20 protein-coding genes are annotated in these 20,944 nt (G+C 47.0%); 13 read left to right on the forward strand and 7 right to left on the reverse strand.

The features are described 5' to 3' along the window. Positions 1–72 precede the first annotated feature (72 nt). Positions 73–1,326 carry a hypothetical protein gene (locus H6G46_RS15890; protein WP_010873017.1) on the forward strand — a complete coding sequence of 418 codons (1,254 nt, stop codon included), beginning with the start codon at positions 73–75 and terminating at the stop codon, positions 1,324–1,326. 84 nt (positions 1,327–1,410) lie between these two features. Then, positions 1,411–2,790, forward strand: a complete 1,380-nt coding sequence (locus tag H6G46_RS15895) for a Mur ligase family protein (RefSeq protein ID WP_010873018.1) — start codon at positions 1,411–1,413, stop codon at positions 2,788–2,790. A 46-nt stretch (positions 2,791–2,836) separates the two neighbouring features. On the opposite strand, the gene H6G46_RS15900 is transcribed toward H6G46_RS15895, so the two are convergent. Then, entirely contained in the window at positions 2,837–3,490 is a 654-nt protein-coding gene (locus H6G46_RS15900; RefSeq protein ID WP_010873019.1) for a precorrin-8X methylmutase, read from the reverse strand. Continuing rightward, positions 3,487–5,061: a pitrilysin family protein gene (locus H6G46_RS15905; protein WP_010873020.1), complete on the reverse strand. Its 1,575-nt coding sequence runs from the start codon at positions 5,059–5,061 to the stop codon at positions 3,487–3,489. Before H6G46_RS15905 ends, H6G46_RS15900 begins: the two co-directional genes overlap by 4 nt. 160 nt (positions 5,062–5,221) lie before the next feature. Here H6G46_RS15905 and zds point away from each other — a divergent pair, with 160 nt between their 5' ends. From zds to H6G46_RS15925, 4 genes are all read left to right on the forward strand, one after another. Then, entirely contained in the window at positions 5,222–6,691 is a 1,470-nt protein-coding gene (gene zds, locus H6G46_RS15910; RefSeq protein WP_010873021.1) for a 9,9'-di-cis-zeta-carotene desaturase, read from the forward strand. 24 nt (positions 6,692–6,715) lie between these two features. Next, positions 6,716–7,159, forward strand: coding sequence for an SRPBCC family protein (locus H6G46_RS15915; protein ID WP_010873022.1), 444 nt, complete (start codon positions 6,716–6,718; stop codon positions 7,157–7,159). A 260-nt stretch (positions 7,160–7,419) separates the two neighbouring features. After that, on the forward strand, positions 7,420–8,403 hold the full coding sequence (locus H6G46_RS15920; RefSeq protein WP_010873023.1) for an aldo/keto reductase: 984 nt from the start codon (positions 7,420–7,422) through the stop codon (positions 8,401–8,403). A 42-nt stretch (positions 8,404–8,445) separates the two neighbouring features. Then, the gene (locus H6G46_RS15925; RefSeq protein ID WP_010873024.1) at positions 8,446–9,348 is read left to right on the forward strand and encodes a fructose bisphosphate aldolase; all 903 of its coding nucleotides are present in this window, start codon (positions 8,446–8,448) and stop codon (positions 9,346–9,348) included. 121 nt (positions 9,349–9,469) lie between these two features. Here the strand turns inward: H6G46_RS15925 and H6G46_RS15930 are convergent, their stop codons facing one another. Beyond that, positions 9,470–10,600 (reverse strand): SGNH/GDSL hydrolase family protein, encoded by a 1,131-nt coding sequence (locus H6G46_RS15930; RefSeq protein ID WP_010873025.1) that lies wholly within the window; start codon positions 10,598–10,600, stop codon positions 9,470–9,472. Positions 10,601–10,813: 213 nt separating this feature from the next. Between H6G46_RS15930 and acr3 the strand changes: the two genes are divergently transcribed. From acr3 to H6G46_RS15955, 5 genes are all read left to right on the forward strand, one after another. After that, positions 10,814–11,965: an arsenite efflux transporter Acr3 gene (acr3, locus tag H6G46_RS15935; RefSeq protein ID WP_010873026.1), complete on the forward strand. Its 1,152-nt coding sequence runs from the start codon at positions 10,814–10,816 to the stop codon at positions 11,963–11,965. Between the two features lie 151 nt (positions 11,966–12,116). Beyond that, positions 12,117–12,737 (forward strand): arsenical resistance protein ArsH, encoded by a 621-nt coding sequence (gene arsH, locus H6G46_RS15940; protein WP_010873027.1) that lies wholly within the window; start codon positions 12,117–12,119, stop codon positions 12,735–12,737. Between the two features lie 89 nt (positions 12,738–12,826). After that, complete coding sequence (locus tag H6G46_RS15945; protein WP_010873028.1) at positions 12,827–13,222, forward strand: thioredoxin-dependent arsenate reductase; 396 nt, start codon at positions 12,827–12,829, stop codon at positions 13,220–13,222. Between the two features lie 127 nt (positions 13,223–13,349). Then, the gene (gene rpaB, locus H6G46_RS15950) at positions 13,350–14,081 is read left to right on the forward strand and encodes a response regulator transcription factor RpaB (protein ID WP_010873029.1); all 732 of its coding nucleotides are present in this window, start codon (positions 13,350–13,352) and stop codon (positions 14,079–14,081) included. Positions 14,082–14,133: 52 nt separating this feature from the next. Then, positions 14,134–14,781, forward strand: a complete 648-nt coding sequence (locus H6G46_RS15955; RefSeq protein WP_010873030.1) for a cofactor assembly of complex C subunit B — start codon at positions 14,134–14,136, stop codon at positions 14,779–14,781. On the opposite strand, the gene H6G46_RS15960 is transcribed toward H6G46_RS15955, so the two are convergent. Continuing rightward, positions 14,778–15,383, reverse strand: a complete 606-nt coding sequence (locus tag H6G46_RS15960) for a Uma2 family endonuclease (RefSeq protein ID WP_010873031.1) — start codon at positions 15,381–15,383, stop codon at positions 14,778–14,780. The genes H6G46_RS15955 and H6G46_RS15960 overlap by 4 nt on opposite strands. Before the next feature lie 120 nt (positions 15,384–15,503). Then, positions 15,504–17,414, reverse strand: coding sequence for an ABC-F family ATP-binding cassette domain-containing protein (locus H6G46_RS15965; protein ID WP_010873032.1), 1,911 nt, complete (start codon positions 17,412–17,414; stop codon positions 15,504–15,506). Positions 17,415–17,699: 285 nt separating this feature from the next. On the opposite strand from H6G46_RS15965, the gene H6G46_RS15970 reads away from it, so the two are divergent. Both H6G46_RS15970 and H6G46_RS15975 read left to right on the forward strand, forming a co-directional pair. After that, complete coding sequence (locus H6G46_RS15970) at positions 17,700–18,560, forward strand: branched-chain amino acid ABC transporter permease (protein WP_010873033.1); 861 nt, start codon at positions 17,700–17,702, stop codon at positions 18,558–18,560. Continuing rightward, positions 18,560–19,384, forward strand: coding sequence for a TlyA family RNA methyltransferase (locus H6G46_RS15975; RefSeq protein ID WP_010873034.1), 825 nt, complete (start codon positions 18,560–18,562; stop codon positions 19,382–19,384). The genes H6G46_RS15970 and H6G46_RS15975 overlap by 1 nt, the downstream gene beginning before the upstream one ends. A 62-nt stretch (positions 19,385–19,446) precedes the next feature. Here H6G46_RS15975 and H6G46_RS15980 read toward each other — a convergent pair whose 3' ends face one another. Further along, positions 19,447–19,833: a hypothetical protein gene (locus tag H6G46_RS15980; protein ID WP_010873035.1), complete on the reverse strand. Its 387-nt coding sequence runs from the start codon at positions 19,831–19,833 to the stop codon at positions 19,447–19,449. 15 nt (positions 19,834–19,848) lie between these two features. Beyond that, entirely contained in the window at positions 19,849–20,940 is a 1,092-nt protein-coding gene (locus H6G46_RS15985; protein ID WP_010873036.1) for a tetratricopeptide repeat protein, read from the reverse strand. Positions 20,941–20,944 lie beyond the last annotated feature (4 nt).

Below are 20,944 nucleotides of genomic sequence, written 5' to 3' on the forward strand. Positions count from 1 at the left end.
TTCAATAGGCAGTGACGGCTTGCCCCCGGTCCATGGCCATTGTCCTCTGCTTCCCCCCAGCCCTAAGTTTTTATGAATAACTCTGATTTCCTGTCTTTTTTCCCCGAGTCTGAAAACAATGGCCCAGCGGACGTCAACGCTGAAGAATTGGCCCTATTGTTCAATGGATTGAATGAAGAAGTACAGGAACAGGTAAATTCCTCTGAAAATGAGGATTTCGGTGCCATGTTGGACGGCATCGAAATGTTAGAAGAAATGCTGGTGGAAACGGAGCTAGCAGGGGAAGCGGCTCTGCAGGAAATGACCCCCTTGGAACAGGAAACGTCCGTCATGTTTGAAGGGAATGATTTGCAGTATGAAGAAGTGGATGAAGATAATTTTGCTCCTAGTGTGCTAATTCCGCCCTTTCTCCGGGCCCATGAAGCCTTACAGGAACAGGTTGTTAGCCTAGGACAACGTTTAGCTTCTACGGAACAGGAACTCCTGGGGCACCAGCGTCGGGCTTCCAGTGCTGAGAATTTAATTCAAGACCAGGCGATCGCCCTCACCCAAGCCCAGGAACAATTGGCCCATACGGTGGCGGAATTGCAGGTTTACCAAGAAGCGTGTAAACAACAACAGTTACAGGTGGAAACCCTGACGGAACAGCTCGCCGCCAGCCAGGATTTGATCATTGCCCAACAAAATCAGTTGCACAGTGGAGAGCATGGCAATAGCAATGAGGTAAAAATTCAAGAACTTCGCACTGAGATCAATAGTTTGAAGACGGAAAATGAACAACTAAAAGGACAGATCACTTGCCACAACTCAGAGGTGGCCCGCTTTGAACAACAACTTGCTGAACTGACTGCCCGCTTACAACGACAACAGCGCTACGCCTTGCAATATAAATCTGCCTTGGAACAATACCTGGCCCAACCTGACCTTCTTCCCCTGGAAGCCATTGGTGAGGTGGTGGCTAACGTAACAACCCAGTCTAAGGAAGTGAAACCCTGGGCCAGTGTGGGGGATGTGTTGGCTTCATTTACCAGGGGCAGTTCTGAGTCGGCCAGTGCTCCGGTGGCGGATCTCACACCAGGCTTGGTAAACTTTTCCCCTTCCCCAGATAAAGAATCGGCTGGCCAGCCATCGGCAAGTAAGAAGGAGCAAAAAGAGCAAAGGAATCAGACAGAAGAAGTTCCTTTCTCCCCTCCCGTGGAGCCGGCTAAACCCGTTGACCCTATCCCCGCCATTGACCAACTGAGTTTTGCGGTTAAGGAGCCAAAACCTTCCCGTCGCTCCATTGATTTGCCAGGCTTTTTACCCCGCTCTACGCCAATGGAGTAATCTTCAACGGTAATGTTGAACAAAGACGGTAGAGATTGATTTTCTTACTGTTACTTGGGGGCAGTTTATTTTTCTTAGATATTCATGAGTAATCTTTCGATCGCCGATGGGATTCGTCTCGGCATTGCAGTAGGGGTGGCCAAGACCGTTACGGCCGTGGTTAAAGCTCTGCGGTTGGGGTCTGCCAGTGTGTTACCGGGGGAAATTGCCCGTCGTCTGCACCCGAAAATGTTGGGACTGTTGGCCCAGCAGGTGTCCCAGGGGGTAATTTTAGTAGTGGGAACCAATGGCAAAACCACCACCTCGTTGCTGTTACGAAAAATTTTGGTGGATCAGGGCTATCGAGTCACCCATAATGCCACCGGCGCTAATTTAATCAATGGTTTAATCACCGCTTTACTGGCCGATGCCAATTTATTTGGGCGTTTATCCACCGATTTCGCCATCTTAGAAGTGGATGAAAATGTACTTCCTTTGGTGTTAAAAGATTGTCAACCCAGGGCAATTTTGGCTTTGAATCTTTTCCGGGATCAATTAGACCGTTACGGCGAAGTGGATAGCATCAGTCAGCGCTGGCAAAAGGCGATCGCCCCTTTACCAGAAAACACCATTGTTGCGGTCAATGCCGACGACCCCACCCTCTCCCATCTGGGGCAAAAGTTAGCCCAACGGGTTTGTTACTTTGGCCTGAGCGAGCCGGATTTATACCTGGAAGAAATTCCCCATGCAGTGGATTCCATCTACTGTCCCCAGTGCGGCACTTCCCTGGATTATCGGGGAGTGTACCTTTCCCATTTGGGGGATTATCAGTGTCCCAGCTGTGGATTCCAAAAAAGTCAGCCCGCTTTCCACAGCAGTAAGTGGCCCCAAATTCTCATCGGCGTTTACAACAAATACAACACCCTCGCCGCTGGTTTGGTAGCCCAACAATTGGGGGTGAACACAGAAAATATTTTCAACAATATCCGCAGTTTTAAAGCGGCCTTTGGGCGGGCGGAGGAATTGAACGTAGAGGGCAAACATGTCCGCATTTTGTTGTCTAAAAATCCAGTGGGTTTAAATGAAACCATCCGGGCTGTTAATGACCTCAAACTTCAGGGCCAGTGCTCCACCACTCTATTAGTGCTCAATGACCGCATTGCCGATGGCACCGATGTTTCTTGGATTTGGGATGTGGATACAGAACCCCTAGTGGCTTCCGGGGGCACTTTTGTTGTCAGTGGCGATCGCCTTTATGACATGGCACTGCGTTTGCAATATAGTCAGGAAAATTTAATTCAACCTAGCCAAGGGGAGGAACCGTGGGATGGCCACACATCAAGGCTAATTTTGGAAGAAAATCTTGAAAAAGCGGTGCAAATTGCTTTGGAGCTAACCCCAGCAGAGGAAACTCTCCATATTATTCCCACCTATACCGCCATGTTGGAAGTGCGGGGCATCCTCACTGGCCGAAAAATTCTCTAGGACTTGTTGGAGTCCCCCTGGCCTCCCAATGATGGGGGGGATTTCTTCAGCCTTCCCGCCATGCCAGCATGAGTAACGCATTGACAATACCTGCAGCCACGGGAGAACCACCTTTGTTACCCTCAACCCTTATTTGCGGGCAAGGTAGTAAGGACAAGGCTTTTTTCGCTTCTAAAACCCCAATGAAACCTACCGGAACACCAATAACTAGGGCCGGTTTTGCTTTACCTGCGGCGATCGCCTGACAGAGGGTTAACAAGGCGGTGGGGGCATTGCCGATGACATAGATAGCTTCGGGAAATTGGGCAATACAGCGGTCCATGCCGGTTTCGGTGCGGGTTTTGCCTGGGTCAGCGATGGTAGCAAAATCGATCGCCGTTTGGATTGGATTGTTAAAAGTGCGCTGGACTAAACCTTGGATGCCCTGTTTGACCATATTCACATCCACCACAATGGTTTGACCGTGGCGCAAACTTTCTATTCCCCTGGCGATCGCCTGATGTTCCGGCAGATCTGGATCAAACTCAGCCTGGGGTAAATCCGGAGCAAAACGGAGTAAATGCAAAAAATCAAAATCCGCTGTGCTGTGGATCACCCGGCGGGCAATGGCATACTCCTGGGAAGATAAATTATGGGGCCCCACAGAACGGTCAATGTGGGCAAAACTTTCTAGCAAAATCGGATGTTCTAGGGGAATCATTGGCGATTAGATTCCGGTAAAATCCGACCAATGGTACTGTTTTCTGGACGAAAAGTTTCTTGGGCCACCCGTTGAATATCCTCCGGTGTCACTGCGGCGATCGCCTCTAAGCGGGCAAACAAATTACGCCAATCCCCGGTGCGGACGTTATATTTCACCAACAGTTGGGCCATGCCCATATTGGAATTGAGGGATTGCAAAGCGGAAGTTTGCAGTAAATTTTGGGCCCGCTCCAATTCCTCCGGGGTAACGGGTTCCATTTTTAGCCGTTCAATTTCCCCGTGTAACGCCTCGCTAAGGTCGTCCAAACTGCGACCGGGGGCACTCTGGGCATAGAACATTAACAAATTGGGAAATTTATCCGCCGGAAAACCGTTAAAGCCCTGGGCCATCAATGCCAACTGTTTTTCTTCCACTAGGGATTGATAAAGGCGGGAAGTGCGGCCACTGCTCAAAATAGTCGTCATCACATCAAACACCGCACTGTCGGGATCATCAAAAGCGGGGCTATGGTAACCCTCGAAGTACCAGGGTTGGGAAGGCAAGGTCAGATTAATTTCCTTCTGCTGCGTCTGGGGAGGCTCCACCACCGTTACCTGGGGCGTAGGGGGACGCTGGGGGAAACGACCAAAATATTTCTGCGCCAAACTTTTTACCTGGTCAACCTTCACGTCTCCCACCACGGCAATGGTCATGTTACCGGGGATGTAATATTTCTCGTAAAAATCCGTCACGTCCTGGCGGGAAAGATTGCGGATATCTTCGTCATAGCCAATCACCGGGCGGCGGTAGGGATGTTTGGTAAAAGCCGTATCTAAAAATTCCTCCACCATTTGCCCCACTGGGTTATTTTCGGTCCGCATGCGCCGCTCTTCCAGAATCACCTCCTGCTCTTGGTAAAATTCCCGAAATACCGGCTCCAAAAAGCGCTCCGACTCTAGAGACATCCACAGTTCCAGCTTGTTAGAAGGCAAACTGTAAAAGTAAAAAGTAGCATCGGCACTGGTGGCCGCATTTAAACCCACGCCCCCGGCCATCTGGATAATCTGACCAAATTCGTTCTGCTTGATTAAATCCTGGGCCTGCTGTTGGATTTGCTTAAATTGCTCCTGTAACTTTTGTTCCCCCGTCTTATCTCCTTTAGCCCTGGCAGTGGTGATTTGGGCAAACACTTGGTCTAACTGATCCAACAACTGTTGTTCCTGGGTAAAATCCTTAGTGCCAATGCGTTCCGTTCCCTTAAACGCCATGTGTTCCAAAAAGTGGGCCACCCCAGTTTTTCCCACTGGTTCGTCCACGCCCCCCACGTCAAAATAGGTGTAAAAAGACACCACTGGAGCCTCATTATTTTCCATCACAATAAATTTCAAGCCATTATCCAGTTGAAATTCCGTTATCCTCTGGATCGCCCGGTTGAGGTAGGGAGTCAGGGTTTGGCTATTGCGGTTATTGGTCGGGGCCAAGTCAGCGGCGATCGCCGGATGGGACCAAAGCCCGGGTCCATGGAGAACCAATATTAGGGCAGTGACCAATAGACAACGGGATAGAGAACGGAACACAAGCAGAGGCATGGGGAAAATGAATAACCAACGCAAACTATTTATAGCAACTACTTTAGATGATCTGGGCTGACAACCTTGGCGCTTGCCGGGAGGGATCAATCAACATTAAAATTTGTAACAGTGCCGATTTAGCGGGCCAGTCAAAGTCAAATCAAAGGGTAAAGCCGAAATGCGTGTTGCAATTGTGGGAGCAGGATTGGCGGGAATGGCCACCGCAGTGGAATTGGTAGATGCGGGGCACGAAGTTGAACTGTACGAAGCCCGTAGTTTCATCGGCGGTAAAGTGGGCAGTTGGGTGGACGGCGACGGTAATCACATTGAAATGGGTCTGCACGTTTTCTTTGGCTGTTACTACAACCTTTTTAACCTGATGGAAAAGGTGGGGGCCAAGCAAAATCTACGGCTCAAGGAACATACCCACACCTTTGTTAACCAAGGGGGCCGCATTGGTGAACTGGACTTTCGTTTCCTCACCGGTGCTCCCTTTAACGGTCTGAAAGCATTTTTCACCACGTCCCAACTGGATACCAAAGATAAAATTGCCAACTCCATCGCCCTGGCCACCAGTCCCATTGTGCGGGGTTTAGTGGACTTTGACGGAGCCATGAAAACCATCCGGGATTTGGACAGAATTAGTTTTGCGGAATGGTTCCTCAGCAAAGGTGGCAACGAAGGTAGTTTGAAAAAAATGTGGGACCCGATCGCCTACGCGTTGGGTTTTATCGATACGGAAAATATTTCTGCCCGCTGTATGCTGACCATTTTCCAACTGTTTGCCGCCCGCACAGAAGCATCAGTGTTGCGGATGTTGGAAGGTTCCCCCCAGGAATATTTACACAAACCCATTCAGGAATATTTGGAACAACGGGGCACCAAGTTTTACACCAGGCACAAAGTTAAGGAAATCAAGACCAAAGTTACGGACGGGGAAACCAGGGTAACAGGATTAATTATCAATGACGGCGTGGAAACCAAAACCGTAACCGCCGATGCTTATGTAGCCGCCTGTGACGTGCCGGGTATTAAAAATCTGTTGCCGGAAAATTGGCGCACCCAATGGGATTTTTTCAACAAAATTTACTATTTAGACACTGTCCCCGTGGCCACGGTGCAACTGCGCTTTGACGGTTGGGTTACGGAAATGAACGATCCCGCTAAACGCAAACAGTTGGAACAAGCCTTTGGCTTAGATAATTTGCTCTACACCAGCGACGCAGAGTTTTCCTGTTTTGCCGACCTCGCCCTCACTAGCCCCGCCGACTATTACCGCCCAGGGGAAGGTTCCCTATTACAACTGGTATTGACCCCCGGTGACCCTTTTATGAAAGAATCCAACGAGGCGATCGCCTATCGGGTACTCAAACAAGTCAAAGCCCTTTTCCCCTCAGCGGCGGATTTGAATATGACTTGGTACAGCGTAATTAAACTAGCCCAATCTTTGTACCGGGAAGCACCGGGCATGGACCTGTTCCGCCCCAGCCAAGCAACCCCCATAGCCAACTTCTTTTTAGCCGGTAGCTACACCCAACAGGATTACATCGATAGTATGGAGGGGGCCACCCTGTCCGGTCGTCAAGCGGCCCAGGCGATTTTGGCCAACCAAGCCCGTTTGCAAACTGCAGTCCTGGCATCTCAGTAATTTTGGTAAACATCGGCAAAACCCATGGCTAATTGGTTAGAACATAGCGTGCAAGTGGAAGTGGATGCCCCCATCGAATTGGTGTGGCAACTGTGGTCTGACCTGGAGCAGATGCCCCGCTGGATGAAATGGATCGATTCCGTCAAAGTACTGGAAGACAATCCCGACCTTTCCCGCTGGAAGTTGGCCAGTGGCAGTTTGGAATTCACCTGGTTGTCCCGGATTACTAAGTTAATTTCCCAACAAATAATCCAATGGGAATCGGTGGATGGTTTACCCAACCGGGGCGCAGTGCGTTTTTATGACCGCCATGGCAAAAGCATTGTCCGCCTCACCATTGCCTATAGCGTCCCAGGCTGGTTGGCATTGCTAATGGATAATCTCTTCCTCGGTCGGGTGGTGGAATCCACTATTCAAGCTGACTTGGAACGATTTCGGGAATATATCAATAATTTGCAGGCTTCCTGAGGTAAGTTTGCGCTGAATAGTAGAACTAAGGCTAATGGTGCCGATTACTGATCAACATTGAAAGGATTAAGTAAACAAACTCCCGTAGCAACAAAATCCTTCACATTGCGAGTAATTGGGAATGTCGGGTTTGGTTGTTTGGATTAATCACTTAATCGGATGGAGAAATCTTGCAGAGATTCATCGTAAACCTGAACCAAAGAAGACACAGGCTTGAAATTTGACCAAACGCTGTCTAAATAAGTGAAAATTTAGGTACTGTGCAGAGTTTCAATAGGATAAATTCAATGAAATATTTCCCTTTGAGCAATGGGGAGCAGATTCCCGCCCTGGGTCTGGGAACATGGAAATCGTCCCCTCAGGTAGTGGGTCAAGCCGTTGAGCAAGCTTTGGACTTGGGGTATCGTCACCTTGACTGTGCTGCTATCTATGGCAATGAAGCAGAAATTGGAGCTACTTTAGCCAATGCTTTCACCAAGGGGGTGGTCAAGCGAGAGGAACTCTGGATTACCTCCAAGCTGTGGAGTAATGCCCATCATCCCGACGCGGTTTTACCTGCTCTCGAAAAAACTTTGCAGGATTTGGGTCTAGATTATTTGGATCTATATCTAATCCATTGGCCGGTGGTCATTCAACCCGATGTTGGATTTCCTGAATCCGGTGATCAGTTACTACCATTTACCCCGGCTTCCCTAGAAGGAACCTGGCAAGCGTTGGAGAAGGCCGTTGATTTGGGACTCTGTCACCATATTGGGGTGTCTAATTTCAGCCTGAAGAAGTTGGAAATGGTGCTGTCCATGGCCCGTATTCCCCCCGCTGTCAATCAGGTGGAATTGCACCCCTACCTCCAACAATCAGACTTGCTAACGTTTGCTAACTCGCAAAACATTTTACTAACAGCCTATTCTCCCCTGGGCTCTGGCGATCGCCCGGCGGCCTTCCAACAAGCAGCAGAACCGAAATTACTAACTGATCCAGTGATTAATGGGATTGCAGCTGAACAAGGGTGCAGTGCGGCCCAAGTCCTTTTGGCCTGGGCCATTCAACGGGGAACCGTGACCATTCCGAAGTCGGTTAATCCTGAACGACTAGAACAAAATTTGAGGGCGGCAGATATCACCCTCACGGATAGCGAGATGGCGAAAATTGCCCTATTAGACCGTCATTACCGCTACGTGTCGGGAGACTTTTGGACCATGCCGGGCAGTCCCTATACGTTACAAAACCTATGGGATGAAATTTAAACCTTAAGATATTACAGAAACTTATCGCAGAGGGAAGAAAGCGTGATGACTCTCGAACCAAACCAGGAACAACTGAAAAAAATGAAATCCCATCCTGGTTTCATTGCCGCCCTAGACCAAAGCGGTGGTAGTACTCCAGGGGCGTTGGCCGATTATGGAATCGAACCCAATACCTATTCTGGTGACGACCAAATGTTCGCACTGGTGCATCAAATGCGGACCAGGATCATGACCAGTCCCGGCTTCACTGGCGATCGGATTTTGGCCGCAATCCTGTTCGAGGACACCATGAACCGGGAGGTTGATGGGGAGCCCACGGCCAACTACCTTTGGCAAAACAAACAAATCGTACCGATTTTGAAGGTAGACAAAGGACTGGCCCAAGAGAAGGATGGGAGCCAATTGATGAAGCCCATTCCCCAGCTTGACAGTCTGCTAATGAAGGCCAAGAAAAAAGGCATCTTCGGTACCAAAATGCGGTCATTTATCAAACATGCCAATCCCGCCGGTATCGAGGCGATCGTGGACCAGCAATTCGAGCTAGCCCAGCAAATTATTGCCGCTGGCCTGGTGCCGATTATTGAGCCCGAAGTAGATATTCACTGCTCGGAGAAAGCTCAGGCGGAAGCGTTACTCAAACAAGCCATGCTGAAACATCTCAACCAATTACCCAAAGGACAGTGGGTGATGCTCAAACTCACTCTGCCGGAGCAAGACAACCTTTATAGCAATTGCATCGAACATGCCAATGTCTTGAGAGTGGTTGCTTTGTCGGGGGGCTACTCCCAAGCGGAAGCTAATGAGCGTCTAAGCAGGAATCACGGTGTCATAGCAAGCTTTTCACGAGCTTTGACTGAGGGACTAACGGCCCAACAAACTGATGCTGAGTTCAACACCATGTTGGACGAATCCATTGAAAAAATCTATCAGGCATCGATTACGTAGTCCATGTTAAGTAAAAATCCCATACCTTTAAGGAGCTAAGGGGCACCCGAATCACAACACGGTGAAACTTGCCCCTGCCATCCTCTTGTCTGACTTTACCCTTTAATATCATTCAAAAAATTCAAAATAAATTTTCCAAAATGCACTCAGTCAAATTGTGGTAGCCCAAATCATTAAAATGGGCGTCGTGTTTATGGTACATGTCTCGATTCCAAGTGCAGATTTCTAGCAGGGGAACATACTCCAATCCTATTTGCTTGATATCACTTCCAATTTCCAGGGAGTACTTATTACTGAAAGTTTCTCCTTTTTCCGGGATGTGGACGACACGAACAACCGCGTTGGGAAAACTATTTTTAATCTCTCTTAAACTAGCTAAGGCATTTTTGTATAGCTCGTTTTTGTCATACTCATTAGCCTGATTAAATTTAAGATGAGGACAAAAATGAACGAGTGAACTTTGATTTTTGCCCAAACTATACACATCACAGGCTAGATTATACAGACGTAACTGTTGCAGAAAATTTAGCTTGGGTTCCTCCGAAGAACCCTTAGTTTCATATAATTTTTTGGCCCGGTCTACCAATTCTTCTTGACTATCGTTGTAGTTGGCAATGTACATAACTGGAGGGTAATTTTCTACGCATTCCTTAGTGTTTTCTTGCTGGCAAAACCAGAGGGCTTGGTCTTGGATTAACGGATACCACAAAGTCCGAAAAAAGTCATTACCAATGACCATGATATTAATTTCATCAAAATGCGCCCCATCTTTAACACTTGTCAGTAATTGCTGAAATTGTTTGACTCCAGCGCCGGTAATACCAAGGTTGTATAGACTGATCTCTGGGCGATCCAAACGTCGCCTTAGTTGACTGATCCAGGACTGATTGCCCCCATCTCCGGCGGTGAAAGAGTCACCGACAAACACAACTTTTTTGCCGGGGGCGGAATCAAAATTGTAGTCTACGTCATCTACAAAACCGAGGTTATTGGTGCCATAGACAATGTCGTAATCAACTTCATCCCCATAGATAGCAACACTTCTAATTTTCGTTCTTGGCTCATACCTAACAGTTTTATCCCCCGTTCTCACCAGGGAAGGCTTGGTAAAAAATAAAATTCGGTCATAGAGACTGTATTTACCTATGCCAGTTAACCTCAATGCAATTTCAGCTATTACCAAACTAAGGACAATTGAAGCAAGAATTAAAGCAGTATTTTGACCAATTTTAATAATTTTGGGGGCGGGCATTGTTTTATCAGAAAAATAGGTTGAATGCCCCTTTACCTAAGGCAGCGGAGGATGTGAATGGAACAATGGGGGCAATGAGATTTCCATAAAGTACTCTATTTTGCTCCTTTTCCATCGGAAGACACGGCAACAGTAGACCGGGGACAGACCGAGTTGACATATCAAGTTTTTTTGATGTAAGATTATTCCATCAAGTTTTTTTGATGAGTTGTCATGGTCAATCGCATTAACCCCAAAGCCATTAAGGCTGGGGGAACGCTCAATTTGTTTGAAAAATACCTTACCCTCTGGGTTGCCCTTTGTATCGTCATTGGCATTGCCCTGGGGAAGTTATTGCCCGCGGTGGCCCAAACCCTCGATTCCTGGAGCATTTATAACGTTTCCATTCCGATCGCCATTTGCTTGTTTTTCATGATGTACCCCATCATGGTGAAAATTGATTTTTCCCAGGCACGACAAGCGGTCAAGGCTCCTAAGCCGGTGATATTGACCCTGGTGGTGAATTGGGTAATTAAACCGTTTACGATGGTGATTTTTGCCCAGTTTTTCCTGGGTTATCTTTTCGCCCCGTTGTTGACTGCGACGGAGATAATCCGGGGGCAAGAGGTAACCTTAGCCAATTCCTACATTGCCGGTTGCATTTTGCTCGGTATTGCGCCCTGTACCGCCATGGTATTGATGTGGGGTTACCTTTCCTATAGCAATCAGGGTTTAACCTTGGTGATGGTGGCGGTCAATTCTTTGGCTATGCTATTCCTTTACGCACCTTTGGGTAAATGGCTGTTGGCGGCCAGTAACTTGACAGTGCCTTGGCAAACCATTGTCTTATCGGTGTTAATTTACGTGGGTTTGCCCCTGGCCGCCGGTATTTATAGTCGTTACTGGATTTTGAAACATAAGGGACGGCAATGGTTTGAGAGTCAATTTTTGCATTACCTCAGCCCGATCGCCATTGTGGCTTTGTTATTGACGTTGATTTTGCTCTTTGCTTTTAAGGGGGAATTGATTGTTAATAATCCTCTGCATATTTTTCTAATTGCCGTGCCGTTATTTATCCAAACCAATTTCATCTTTCTCATTACCTATGTTCTGGGGTTAAAACTCAAACTCAGTTACGAAGATGCCGCCCCCGCCGCCCTGATCGGTGCCAGTAATCATTTTGAAGTGGCGATCGCCACCGCTGTGATGTTATTTGGCCTCAATTCTGGAGCTGCTTTGGCCACCGTAGTGGGGGTATTAATTGAAGTGCCAGTGATGTTAATGCTGGTGGAAATTTGCAAAAAAACAGCCTTTTGGTTCCCCAGGGACCCGGAAAAAGCCACTTTGCTAGACCCCCGTTGTATAAATCAAGAAATTAGGATCTAAAAACGTGTTTGGAAAGTTTTATTCTGCCCCCTCAATCGACCAACTAAAGCGACCGCAATACTGGGGAACTTTCACTCAGTTTCCCCCCAAATTTGGGGGGCCAGGGGGGCTTTTAAAACAAGCTCTAACCAACTTTGCCTAATTGCCAGCAATGACCGACTTTAACCATCCTCCCCGGATTTTATTTCTCTATGGTTCCCTACGGGAGCGTTCCTACAGCCGTTTACTGGCCGAAGAAGCGGGCCGCATCATCACCACCATGGGAGCGGAAACCAAATTTTTTGATCCGAGGGAATTACCCCTGCGGGGCCAAGTTCTGGATAGCCACCCCAAAGTTCAAGAATTACTAGAACTAAGCCAATGGTCTGAAGGCCAAGTGTGGTCTTCCCCGGAAATGCACGGCAACATTACAGGAATTCTCAAAAATCAAATTGATTGGATTCCCCTGGAAATTGGTTCCATTCGTCCCACCCAGGGCCGCACCCTAGCGGTGATGCAGGTTAGTGGCGGTTCCCAATCTTTCAATGCCGTCAACACCATGCGCATTCTTGGTCGTTGGATGCGGATGTTTACCATTCCCAACCAATCATCCGTGGCTAAGGCGTATCAGGAATTCCATGAAGACGGCACCATGAAGGATTCCCCCTATCGAGACCGGGTGGTGGACGTGATGGAAGAACTATACAAATTCACCCTGCTACTGCGGGACAAGGTGGATTATTTAACCGATCGCCATAGTGAAAGAAAAGCTAAGGTCAACACCGATGGTTGATGTTTTTCCCACTGAAACTAACTCCAATCACTCCAATTTATTCCATCAATTAATTAATCAAACTAATTAATCTAAGCGAGGCTAAAACTGTGAAAAAGGTAATGTTCGTTTGCAAACGTAATTCCTGTCGCTCCCAAATGGCAGAGGGCTTTGCCAAAACTTTAGGGGCCGGCAAAATTGCTGTTACCAGTTGTGGACTGGAATCTTCCCGGGTCCATCCCACCGCCATTGCCATGATGGAAGAAGTAGGCATAGACATCAGCGGCCAGACCTCCGACCCCATCGAAAACTTTAACGCCGACGATTACGACGTGGTAATTTCCCTTTGTGGCTGTGGGGTTAATCTGCCGCCGGAATGGGTAACCCAGGAAATTTTTGAAGACTGGCAACTGGAAGATCCCGATGGTCAATCATTGGAAGTTTTTCGCACCGTGCGGGGCCAGGTTAAGGAACGGGTGGAAAACCTGATCGCCAAAATTAGCTGATCTGCCCCATCCCCATTGATACCAACGATACCAAACCCCCAATTTGGCTATATGCTTAGGGAAATGGCTTTTTGCCACGAAACTTCACTAATCGTTATACAAGTTAATCAAAGGAGGGTTGTGGATCTTGGAAACCAATAAAGAAAGGATATTGGTGGTCGATGACGAGGCCAGCATCCGACGCATACTGGAAACCCGTTTATCCATGATTGGCTATGAAGTGGTGACCGCTGCCGACGGTGAAGAGGCGATCGCCACTTTCCATGAGAGCGACCCCGATTTGGTGGTGTTGGATGTGATGATGCCCAAGCTGGACGGCTACGGCGTTTGCCAAGAACTACGTAAAGAATCGGACATTCCCATTATTATGCTTACCGCCCTGGGGGATGTGGCCGATCGCATTACCGGTTTGGAACTGGGGGCCGATGATTATGTGGTGAAGCCCTTTTCCCCCAAGGAATTGGAAGCTAGAATCCGGTCCGTGCTACGGCGGGTGGACAAAAACGGTATGCCGGGCATTCCCAGTTCGGGCGTGTTGCAAATTGCCACCATTCGCATTGATACCAACAAGCGTCAAGTGTATAAAGGGGATGAGCGCATCCGCCTAACAGGAATGGAATTTAGCCTGTTGGAATTGTTGGTGAGTCGCTCCGGAGAGCCCTTTTCCCGTTCGGAAATTCTCCAGGAAGTGTGGGGCTACACCCCCGAACGCCATGTGGATACCAGGGTGGTGGACGTGCATATTTCCCGCCTGCGGGCCAAACTAGAGGAAGACCCCAGCAATCCCGAATTAATTCTTACTGCCCGGGGCACCGGTTACCTGTTCCAACGCATTCTGGAACCGGGGGAAGAACCGTAATTCCTAGGGATTTACCGAGGAATTTTCAGCCCATTGCCAGTTAATTGCCACCATGAGTGCAGATCCCAATCGTATTGTTCGTTTATTACCCCTTGGGGCGGGCAGTCTCGGGGGACTGTTATTGCTAATTAACCGCCTTTCCACCCCCATGTTAAACCCTTCCCAAGCCCGTTCCGATGTGGTGGGGGTAATTTTGGCGGGGATGCTGGTGTGTGTCTGGCTAATTTGGCAACGGATTCAGCCCAAGTCCCCGGAAGCGGTGGTGCTAGAAGGCAAAGAAGGCTTTGATTTACTGGATAGTCTGCCCCAGGAAATAAAAACAGAGTTAGCTTGGGCTTCCCATTTGCTCTTGACTAATACGGTCACCCAAACCATGGTGGTCTATTACGATCGCCAGGTGTTATTGCGCCGGGGCATTTTGAGTGAGCAAAAAGAAGTGAAACCGGGGCCGATTGTAGAACGGGTAATGCAAACCCAAAAGCCCGTTTATTTGGTGAATTTACCCCTCTATCCCGGTCGAGTGGAATTTGATTATTTACCCGCCAACACCCAGGGTTTAATCTGTCAGCCCCTCGACGATCGGGGTGTGTTAATCCTAGGAGCCAATATTCCCCGCAGTTATACGAAACAGGATGAAAATTGGGTCACGGGCATTGCTGATAAAATTGCCCATAGCTTGAGCATGCCCATCAATGCTTAACGGACAAATTTGAGCCAAGCAAAAATTTCCGCTGTGGTTAGGCTGAGGTCCAAACCATTTAATACTGGCAATAGTTCTTCCCTATTGTTCATCTCTGCAGCTTCAACACCGTAAAACTTTGGTGGGTACTGGGGAAAAAAAACTAAAATTGAACGTTCCTCTGGACTGATGAGCCACCCCAATTCACTGCCCTGCTCTAAGCAATAGAGAATATTATTAATTACCTTTGTTGCGCTTTGCTGGGGGGAGAGAATCTCAATTATCCAATCAGGGCAACTCGTAAAATGATTAGCAATATCTCCATCCGTAGTTAAGGGAATTCTTTGCCAACGAAATACAGAAATATCTGGCACCAGGGAACGATCAGCAAAGGTACAGCGTAACTCCGGCAAAGCATAGGCGAGGCGAAGGGGCTCGGCCACTTGGTTAATGGCCTGGCAAAGTCGGTATTGCAATTGACTATGCTGTCCCTGGGGCATGGGTTTTTGAGTAATAACTCCGTTCACATATTCCCACGCCGGAGAGTCTTCAATGTGGGATAGGGTGAGAAATTCCCATAGCGTTGTGATGGGGCTAGAGGCAAGCATAGTAACTATTCTCACAAGATGAGTTTATTCTGCCATGTAAGCATTTTAAGTATAACTCCGCCATGATCAACGTTCCAGGTAAGTTAAGCCAGCCAGTCTGACATGCAACTCAAGTCTAAAAAATAGCAAATTACCTCAAATTCTCTCAGCTAAAGTTAGCCAACGTTCTGTTTTTTGATCAATACTTTCACTTAAATTAGCTAAGCGTTCCGTCAGGTTTTGCAACTCGGTAAAATTGCCGTTGGAACTCTGGTAAAGTTGGGCTTCCAGTTGGGCTTTTTCTTCTTCCAATTGGGGAATTTGTTGCTCAAGCTGTTCGTATTCCCGCTTTTCTTTATAGGAAAGTTTTTTCGAGCTACTATCTTGGCTAACTTTGGTCGTAACAGAAGCAACTGGTTGAGATTTTTTTAACTCAGTTTCTTCTTGGTTTGCTCTAACCTGTTCTGCTTTTTTATATTCCAAATACAAAGTGTAATTGCCGGGATATTGCCGTAGTTCTCCCTCTTCTTCAAAAGCAAAAATGGTTTCCACGGTGCGGTCGAGGAAATACCGGTCATGGGAAACCACAATGACGCAACCGTTAAAATCTTCCAGGTAATCTTCCAACACCGCCAGGGTTTGCACATCCAAATCGTTGGTAGGTTCGTCCAAAATTAAAACGTTGGGGGCTCGCATCAACACCCGCAGTAAAAATAAACGGCGCTTTTCTCCCCCGGATAACTTGGCAATGGGAGCAAATTGTTGATTGGGGGGAAATAAAAATCTTTCTAACATCTGCCCAGCGGTAATTACTTCGCCGTCGGTGGTTTTGATCAATTCCGCCACACTTTTGAGGTAATCAATTACCCGTTGATTAGGATTTAAACTCAGGTCATCGGAGTGTTGATCAAAATAACCAAAATGAATGGTGCTACCAATGTCCACTGTGCCTTGGTCCGGCTCCAATCTGCCAGTGATCATATTCATTAAAGTGGATTTGCCCACGCCATTTTTGCCCACAATTCCCACCCGATCGCCGGGGGTGAAAATATAGGAAAAATCTTTAATTAATTGTTTGTTTTCAAAGCCCTTGCTAATGTTTTCCAGCTCTACCACTTTTTTGCCAATGCGCCGCCCAGCCGTACTAATATCTACTTTTCCCGTCCCCGTTTTAAAGCTGGTCTCCTGCATATCCTGGATGCGGTCAATGCGGGCTTTTTGCTTAGTGCTCCGGGCTTTAGGCCCTCTTTTTAACCATTCCAATTCCCGCCGCAACACTCCCCGGTGTTTTTTCTGACTGCTCTGTTCCGATTCCTCTGCTTCCGCTTTTTTGGTCAGATAATAACCATAGTTACCGTTGTAGCTATACAGTTCTCCTTGGTCAATTTCCAAAATACGGTTCGTCACCCGGTCCAAAAAATAGCGGTCGTGGGTAATTAATAACAATGCTCCCCGGAACCGTTGCAGGTAACTTTGTAGCCATTCCACCGAAAAAGCATCCAAATGGTTAGTGGGTTCGTCCATCAACAGCACATCCGGTTGGGACAACAATGCGGCGGCGATCGCCACCCGTTTACGGTAACCACCGGAAAGATCGCCTACTTTGGCATCGAGATGATCTACCCCCAACTGGGTCAGAATAATTTTGGCTTGGGTTTCCAATTCCCAGGCCCCACTGGTTTCCATCTGGGCTGATAGGGCCGACAGTTGATTAAGCAATTGCTCGTCACTGCCCTGGTGGGCCAACTTGTCCGACAGCAGTTCGTATTGTTTAACTAATTGCCACTGTTCGCCACTGTCCACAAAAACCTGCTCCAACACGGTGCGATCGCCGTCCATCTCTGGTTGTTGGGGTAAATAAACCACTTTGGCACTGCTGTTGCACCAATATTCTCCGCCATCAAAGGGTTCTAACCCGGCAATCATTTTCAACAGGGTGGATTTACCGGAGCCATTAACCCCAATTAATCCCACCCGATCGCCTGGCTCGATGTTGAACGTAGCGTCCCGCAGAATTTCTTTAATACCAAAATCTTTGCGGAGGGATTGAACAGTGATGAGAGCCATACGGGGAAATTTACCAGGAAAAATTGAGCAGACTGGCAAATTACAAGCCTTGGTCTGGGGCCCATTTTATCGAAAAACTGGGTTTACCCCTGGTCTTCCACCATGATTTGCCCTAGCCAAAATCGAAAATGGCGCTCCATTGTTTAACCACCTGTTTAGGCATCCCTATGGGTCGTGTTTTTGCCGCCCTAAAAGGGATGTTATGGAGATCACAAAAATGAACGAAAATCCCCTAAAGTAGGGTAGCTTACGGCGACATCGCCCTTGGTCTCACGTTAGGAAGGCATGGATCTATCACAGTTAATCTTTAATGGCATTGCGGTGGGAAGCATTATCGCCCTGGGGGCAGTGGGGTTGACCCTGACCTATGGCATTTTACGCCTGTCTAATTTTGCCCATGGTGATTTTATGACTTTGGCGGCCTATTTAACTTGGTGGGCCAACACCAGCGGCATTAATTTGTGGTTATCCATGGCCCTGGGTTGTGTCGGTACCATCATTGCCATGTTCATTGGTGAATGGTTGCTCTGGAAGCCCATGCGGGCCCGGCGGGCTACGGCAACAACGCTGATCATTATTTCCATTGGTCTAGCCCTATTTCTCCGCAACGGCATCCTCTTGATCTGGGGTGGCAATAACCAAAATTACCGAGTGCCCATTGTCCCTGCCCAGGATTTTATGGGCATTAAATTTGAGTATTACCGTCTACTGGTCATTGCTATGGCGATCGCCGCCATGGTGGTGTTGCATTTGATTTTGCAAAGGACGAAAGTGGGCAAAGCGATGCGGGCCGTGGCGGACAATGTTGATCTGGCGAAAGTATCCGGCATCAACGTGGAATGGGTAGTGATGTGGACCTGGGTAATGACCGCAGTGTTAACAGCCCTAGGAGGATCCATGTATGGCCTGATGACCACCCTGAAACCGAATATGGGGTGGTTTTTGATTTTGCCCATGTTTGCTTCGGTGATTCTAGGGGGCATTGGTAATCCCTACGGGGCGATCGCCGGGGGGATAATTATTGGCGTAGCCCAGGAAGTGAGCGTGCCTTGGTTTGGCACCAGTTACAAAATGGGGGTGGCATTGCTGTTGATGATCATCATTTTGTTCATTCGTCCCCAAGGTTTGTTTAAAGGCACTCAATAATGGCCAAAGCAGATAAACAACGACTGGATGCCCTTTTGGTAGCCAAAGGTTTATGTGAATCCAGAGCCCTGGCCCAGCGGTTGATCCGGGCGGGGGAAGTGAAAGTTAATCAACAGTTGGTGGATAAACCAGGCACCCTGGTAACCATGGATGTGGCGGTGGAACTAGCCCAAAGGCCTCCCTACGTTTCCCGGGGAGGGGAAAAGTTAGCCAAGGCCCTAACGGAATTTGCCATTGATGTGACCGGTCGCATTTGTCTCGATGGGGGCATTTCCACTGGTGGCTTTACGGATTGTTTATTACAAAGGGGAGCAACGAAGGTTTACGGCGTGGATGTGGGTTACGGCCAGGTGGCTTGGAAATTGCGTCAGGATGACCGGGTGATTTTGCGGGAGCGGGCCAATTTTCGTTACCTCACGCCCCAGGATTTGTATGGGGATCAACCCTGGCCGGACTTGGGGGTGATGGATTTGTCCTTTATTTCCCTTACCAAAGTGATGGCTCCCCTCTGGTCTCTCCTCGCTCCTCCCCGGGAAGTGGTGTTATTGGTTAAGCCGCAATTTGAAGTGGGCAGGGAAAAAATTGGCAAAAAGGGAGTGGTGCGGGATGCCCAAGCCCAGGCAGAGGCCATTGACCAAGTGTGGCGATCAGGGCAGAGCCTCGGTTGGCAGTTTAACGGTTTAACTTTTTCCCCTATCACCGGGCCGGCGGGCAATGTGGAATATTTACTCTGGCTCAGTCAATCCGCTGTTAACGCCTCTGCTCCAACGCTAGCTCAGTTGGGGGAAATTACCCAAAAAACGTTGGATTCTTTTAGAAACTGAATTGGGATTTTGTGTAAATTGTAAAGAGATAATCAGAAATAATAGTCGAGTCGACAGCTATTTTATTCTCTACTAAGTAGGTATTGTTCAGCACTTAATTTGAGCTTATCTCCTTTTAAAATCAACTGATCAATATAATCTTTTAATTCCATATAAGGCTGACGAGCATCTTTTTTATTACGTTCAATCATGCGCCTAGTTTCTGCACGAACTCGCCCTGCCCACTTATTTTTACCAAATATATCTAAACCAACGGAAACGATACTATCAGAATAGGCTTGGCTTGCGTCTTGATTAATTTGCCGAATGTGGGCGTTGATTTCCTTTTTAATAGCTCGTAGTTGCTTTTGGGCAAGATTAATTTGCTTGACTTGTAACTTTACGGATTGGGGAGAATCAAGCGTTAAGGTCAGTTGGTTGGCAATAGTTTGAATTTCTTGAATATTCATGAGTTTATTAGAAAGTTAATCAATTATTGTTTGAGCTTTTTGTAAATCTTCTAGTGCCTTCTCATGATTTCCAAGTTCTCTAAATACTATACTTCGATTAACATATGCCGCTTTGCACTTAGAATCAATGACTAACGCTTGATTATAATCATCTAAGGATTTTTGATGACAACCTAAATCGTAGTAAGCTACGCCTCTATTAATATAAGCCCAAACAAATGTTGGCTTAACAATTAAAGCATCAGAAAAATCTTTGATAGCCTTCTTAATCTGTCCCATCTTATAATAAGCAAGACCTCTATTATAAAATCCATTAAATAAATTACCATTTAAAGCCAATGATTGATCGAGGTAATCAATTGCAGACTGGTATTTTTCTAAGGAAAGGAAAGAAGAACCAAGGATATATAGTGTATTATCCTTATTAATGTGCATTGGATTCAACCTTAGAGAAGTAAAACAATCTTCAATAGCTGCATCAAAATCACCCAAAAGATTATGTATTTCAGCCCGTAATATGTAAGAAGATACAAAATTTGAATTTAGTTTTAAGGCTTCGTTGATTTTTTCAAGAGCATCTTGAGTATTACCCAGTAGTCTGTTAATAGCCCCTTGAATAGATAATTCAATGGGATTATAACACTTGTTGATATCGGTCTTAATTTGTAGCAAATCATTGTAACATGAAAGAATAAAACTACTTGCTTGTAGCTCAGAGATTATAATAATTTTAGAATAAAAAGCAATAACTGAATCTTGATAAAATTGCTTATGTTTTAGCCCCAGATATAAATCATTTTTGCTGTCTATATTATTACCTAGAAAAGAATGAGCAAAGCCCCTCAAAAAATAGGCTTCACAAAATCTATCATTAAATTCTAAAGCTTTAGTAAAAGAATCTATGGCATCAGATATATTTCCTAATATATATTGCTCTACTCCAAGTTTGAACAGATGCTCATGGTTGCTTGATTTTGTCAATATTTTTGTACAATCTTCGAATTTCTTTTCACTCTTTGATAAAGTGATTTTTTGGGTAAGCTGTAACCCCTTTTTGACCACATCAGAAGAATAACGAGCTAAATTTTGTTTGTAGTTATCAGTCATGAGA

The sequence above is a fragment of the Synechocystis sp. FACHB-908 genome (assembly GCF_014698595.1).
Taxonomy (GTDB): Bacteria; Cyanobacteriota; Cyanobacteriia; order Cyanobacteriales; family Microcystaceae; genus Synechocystis.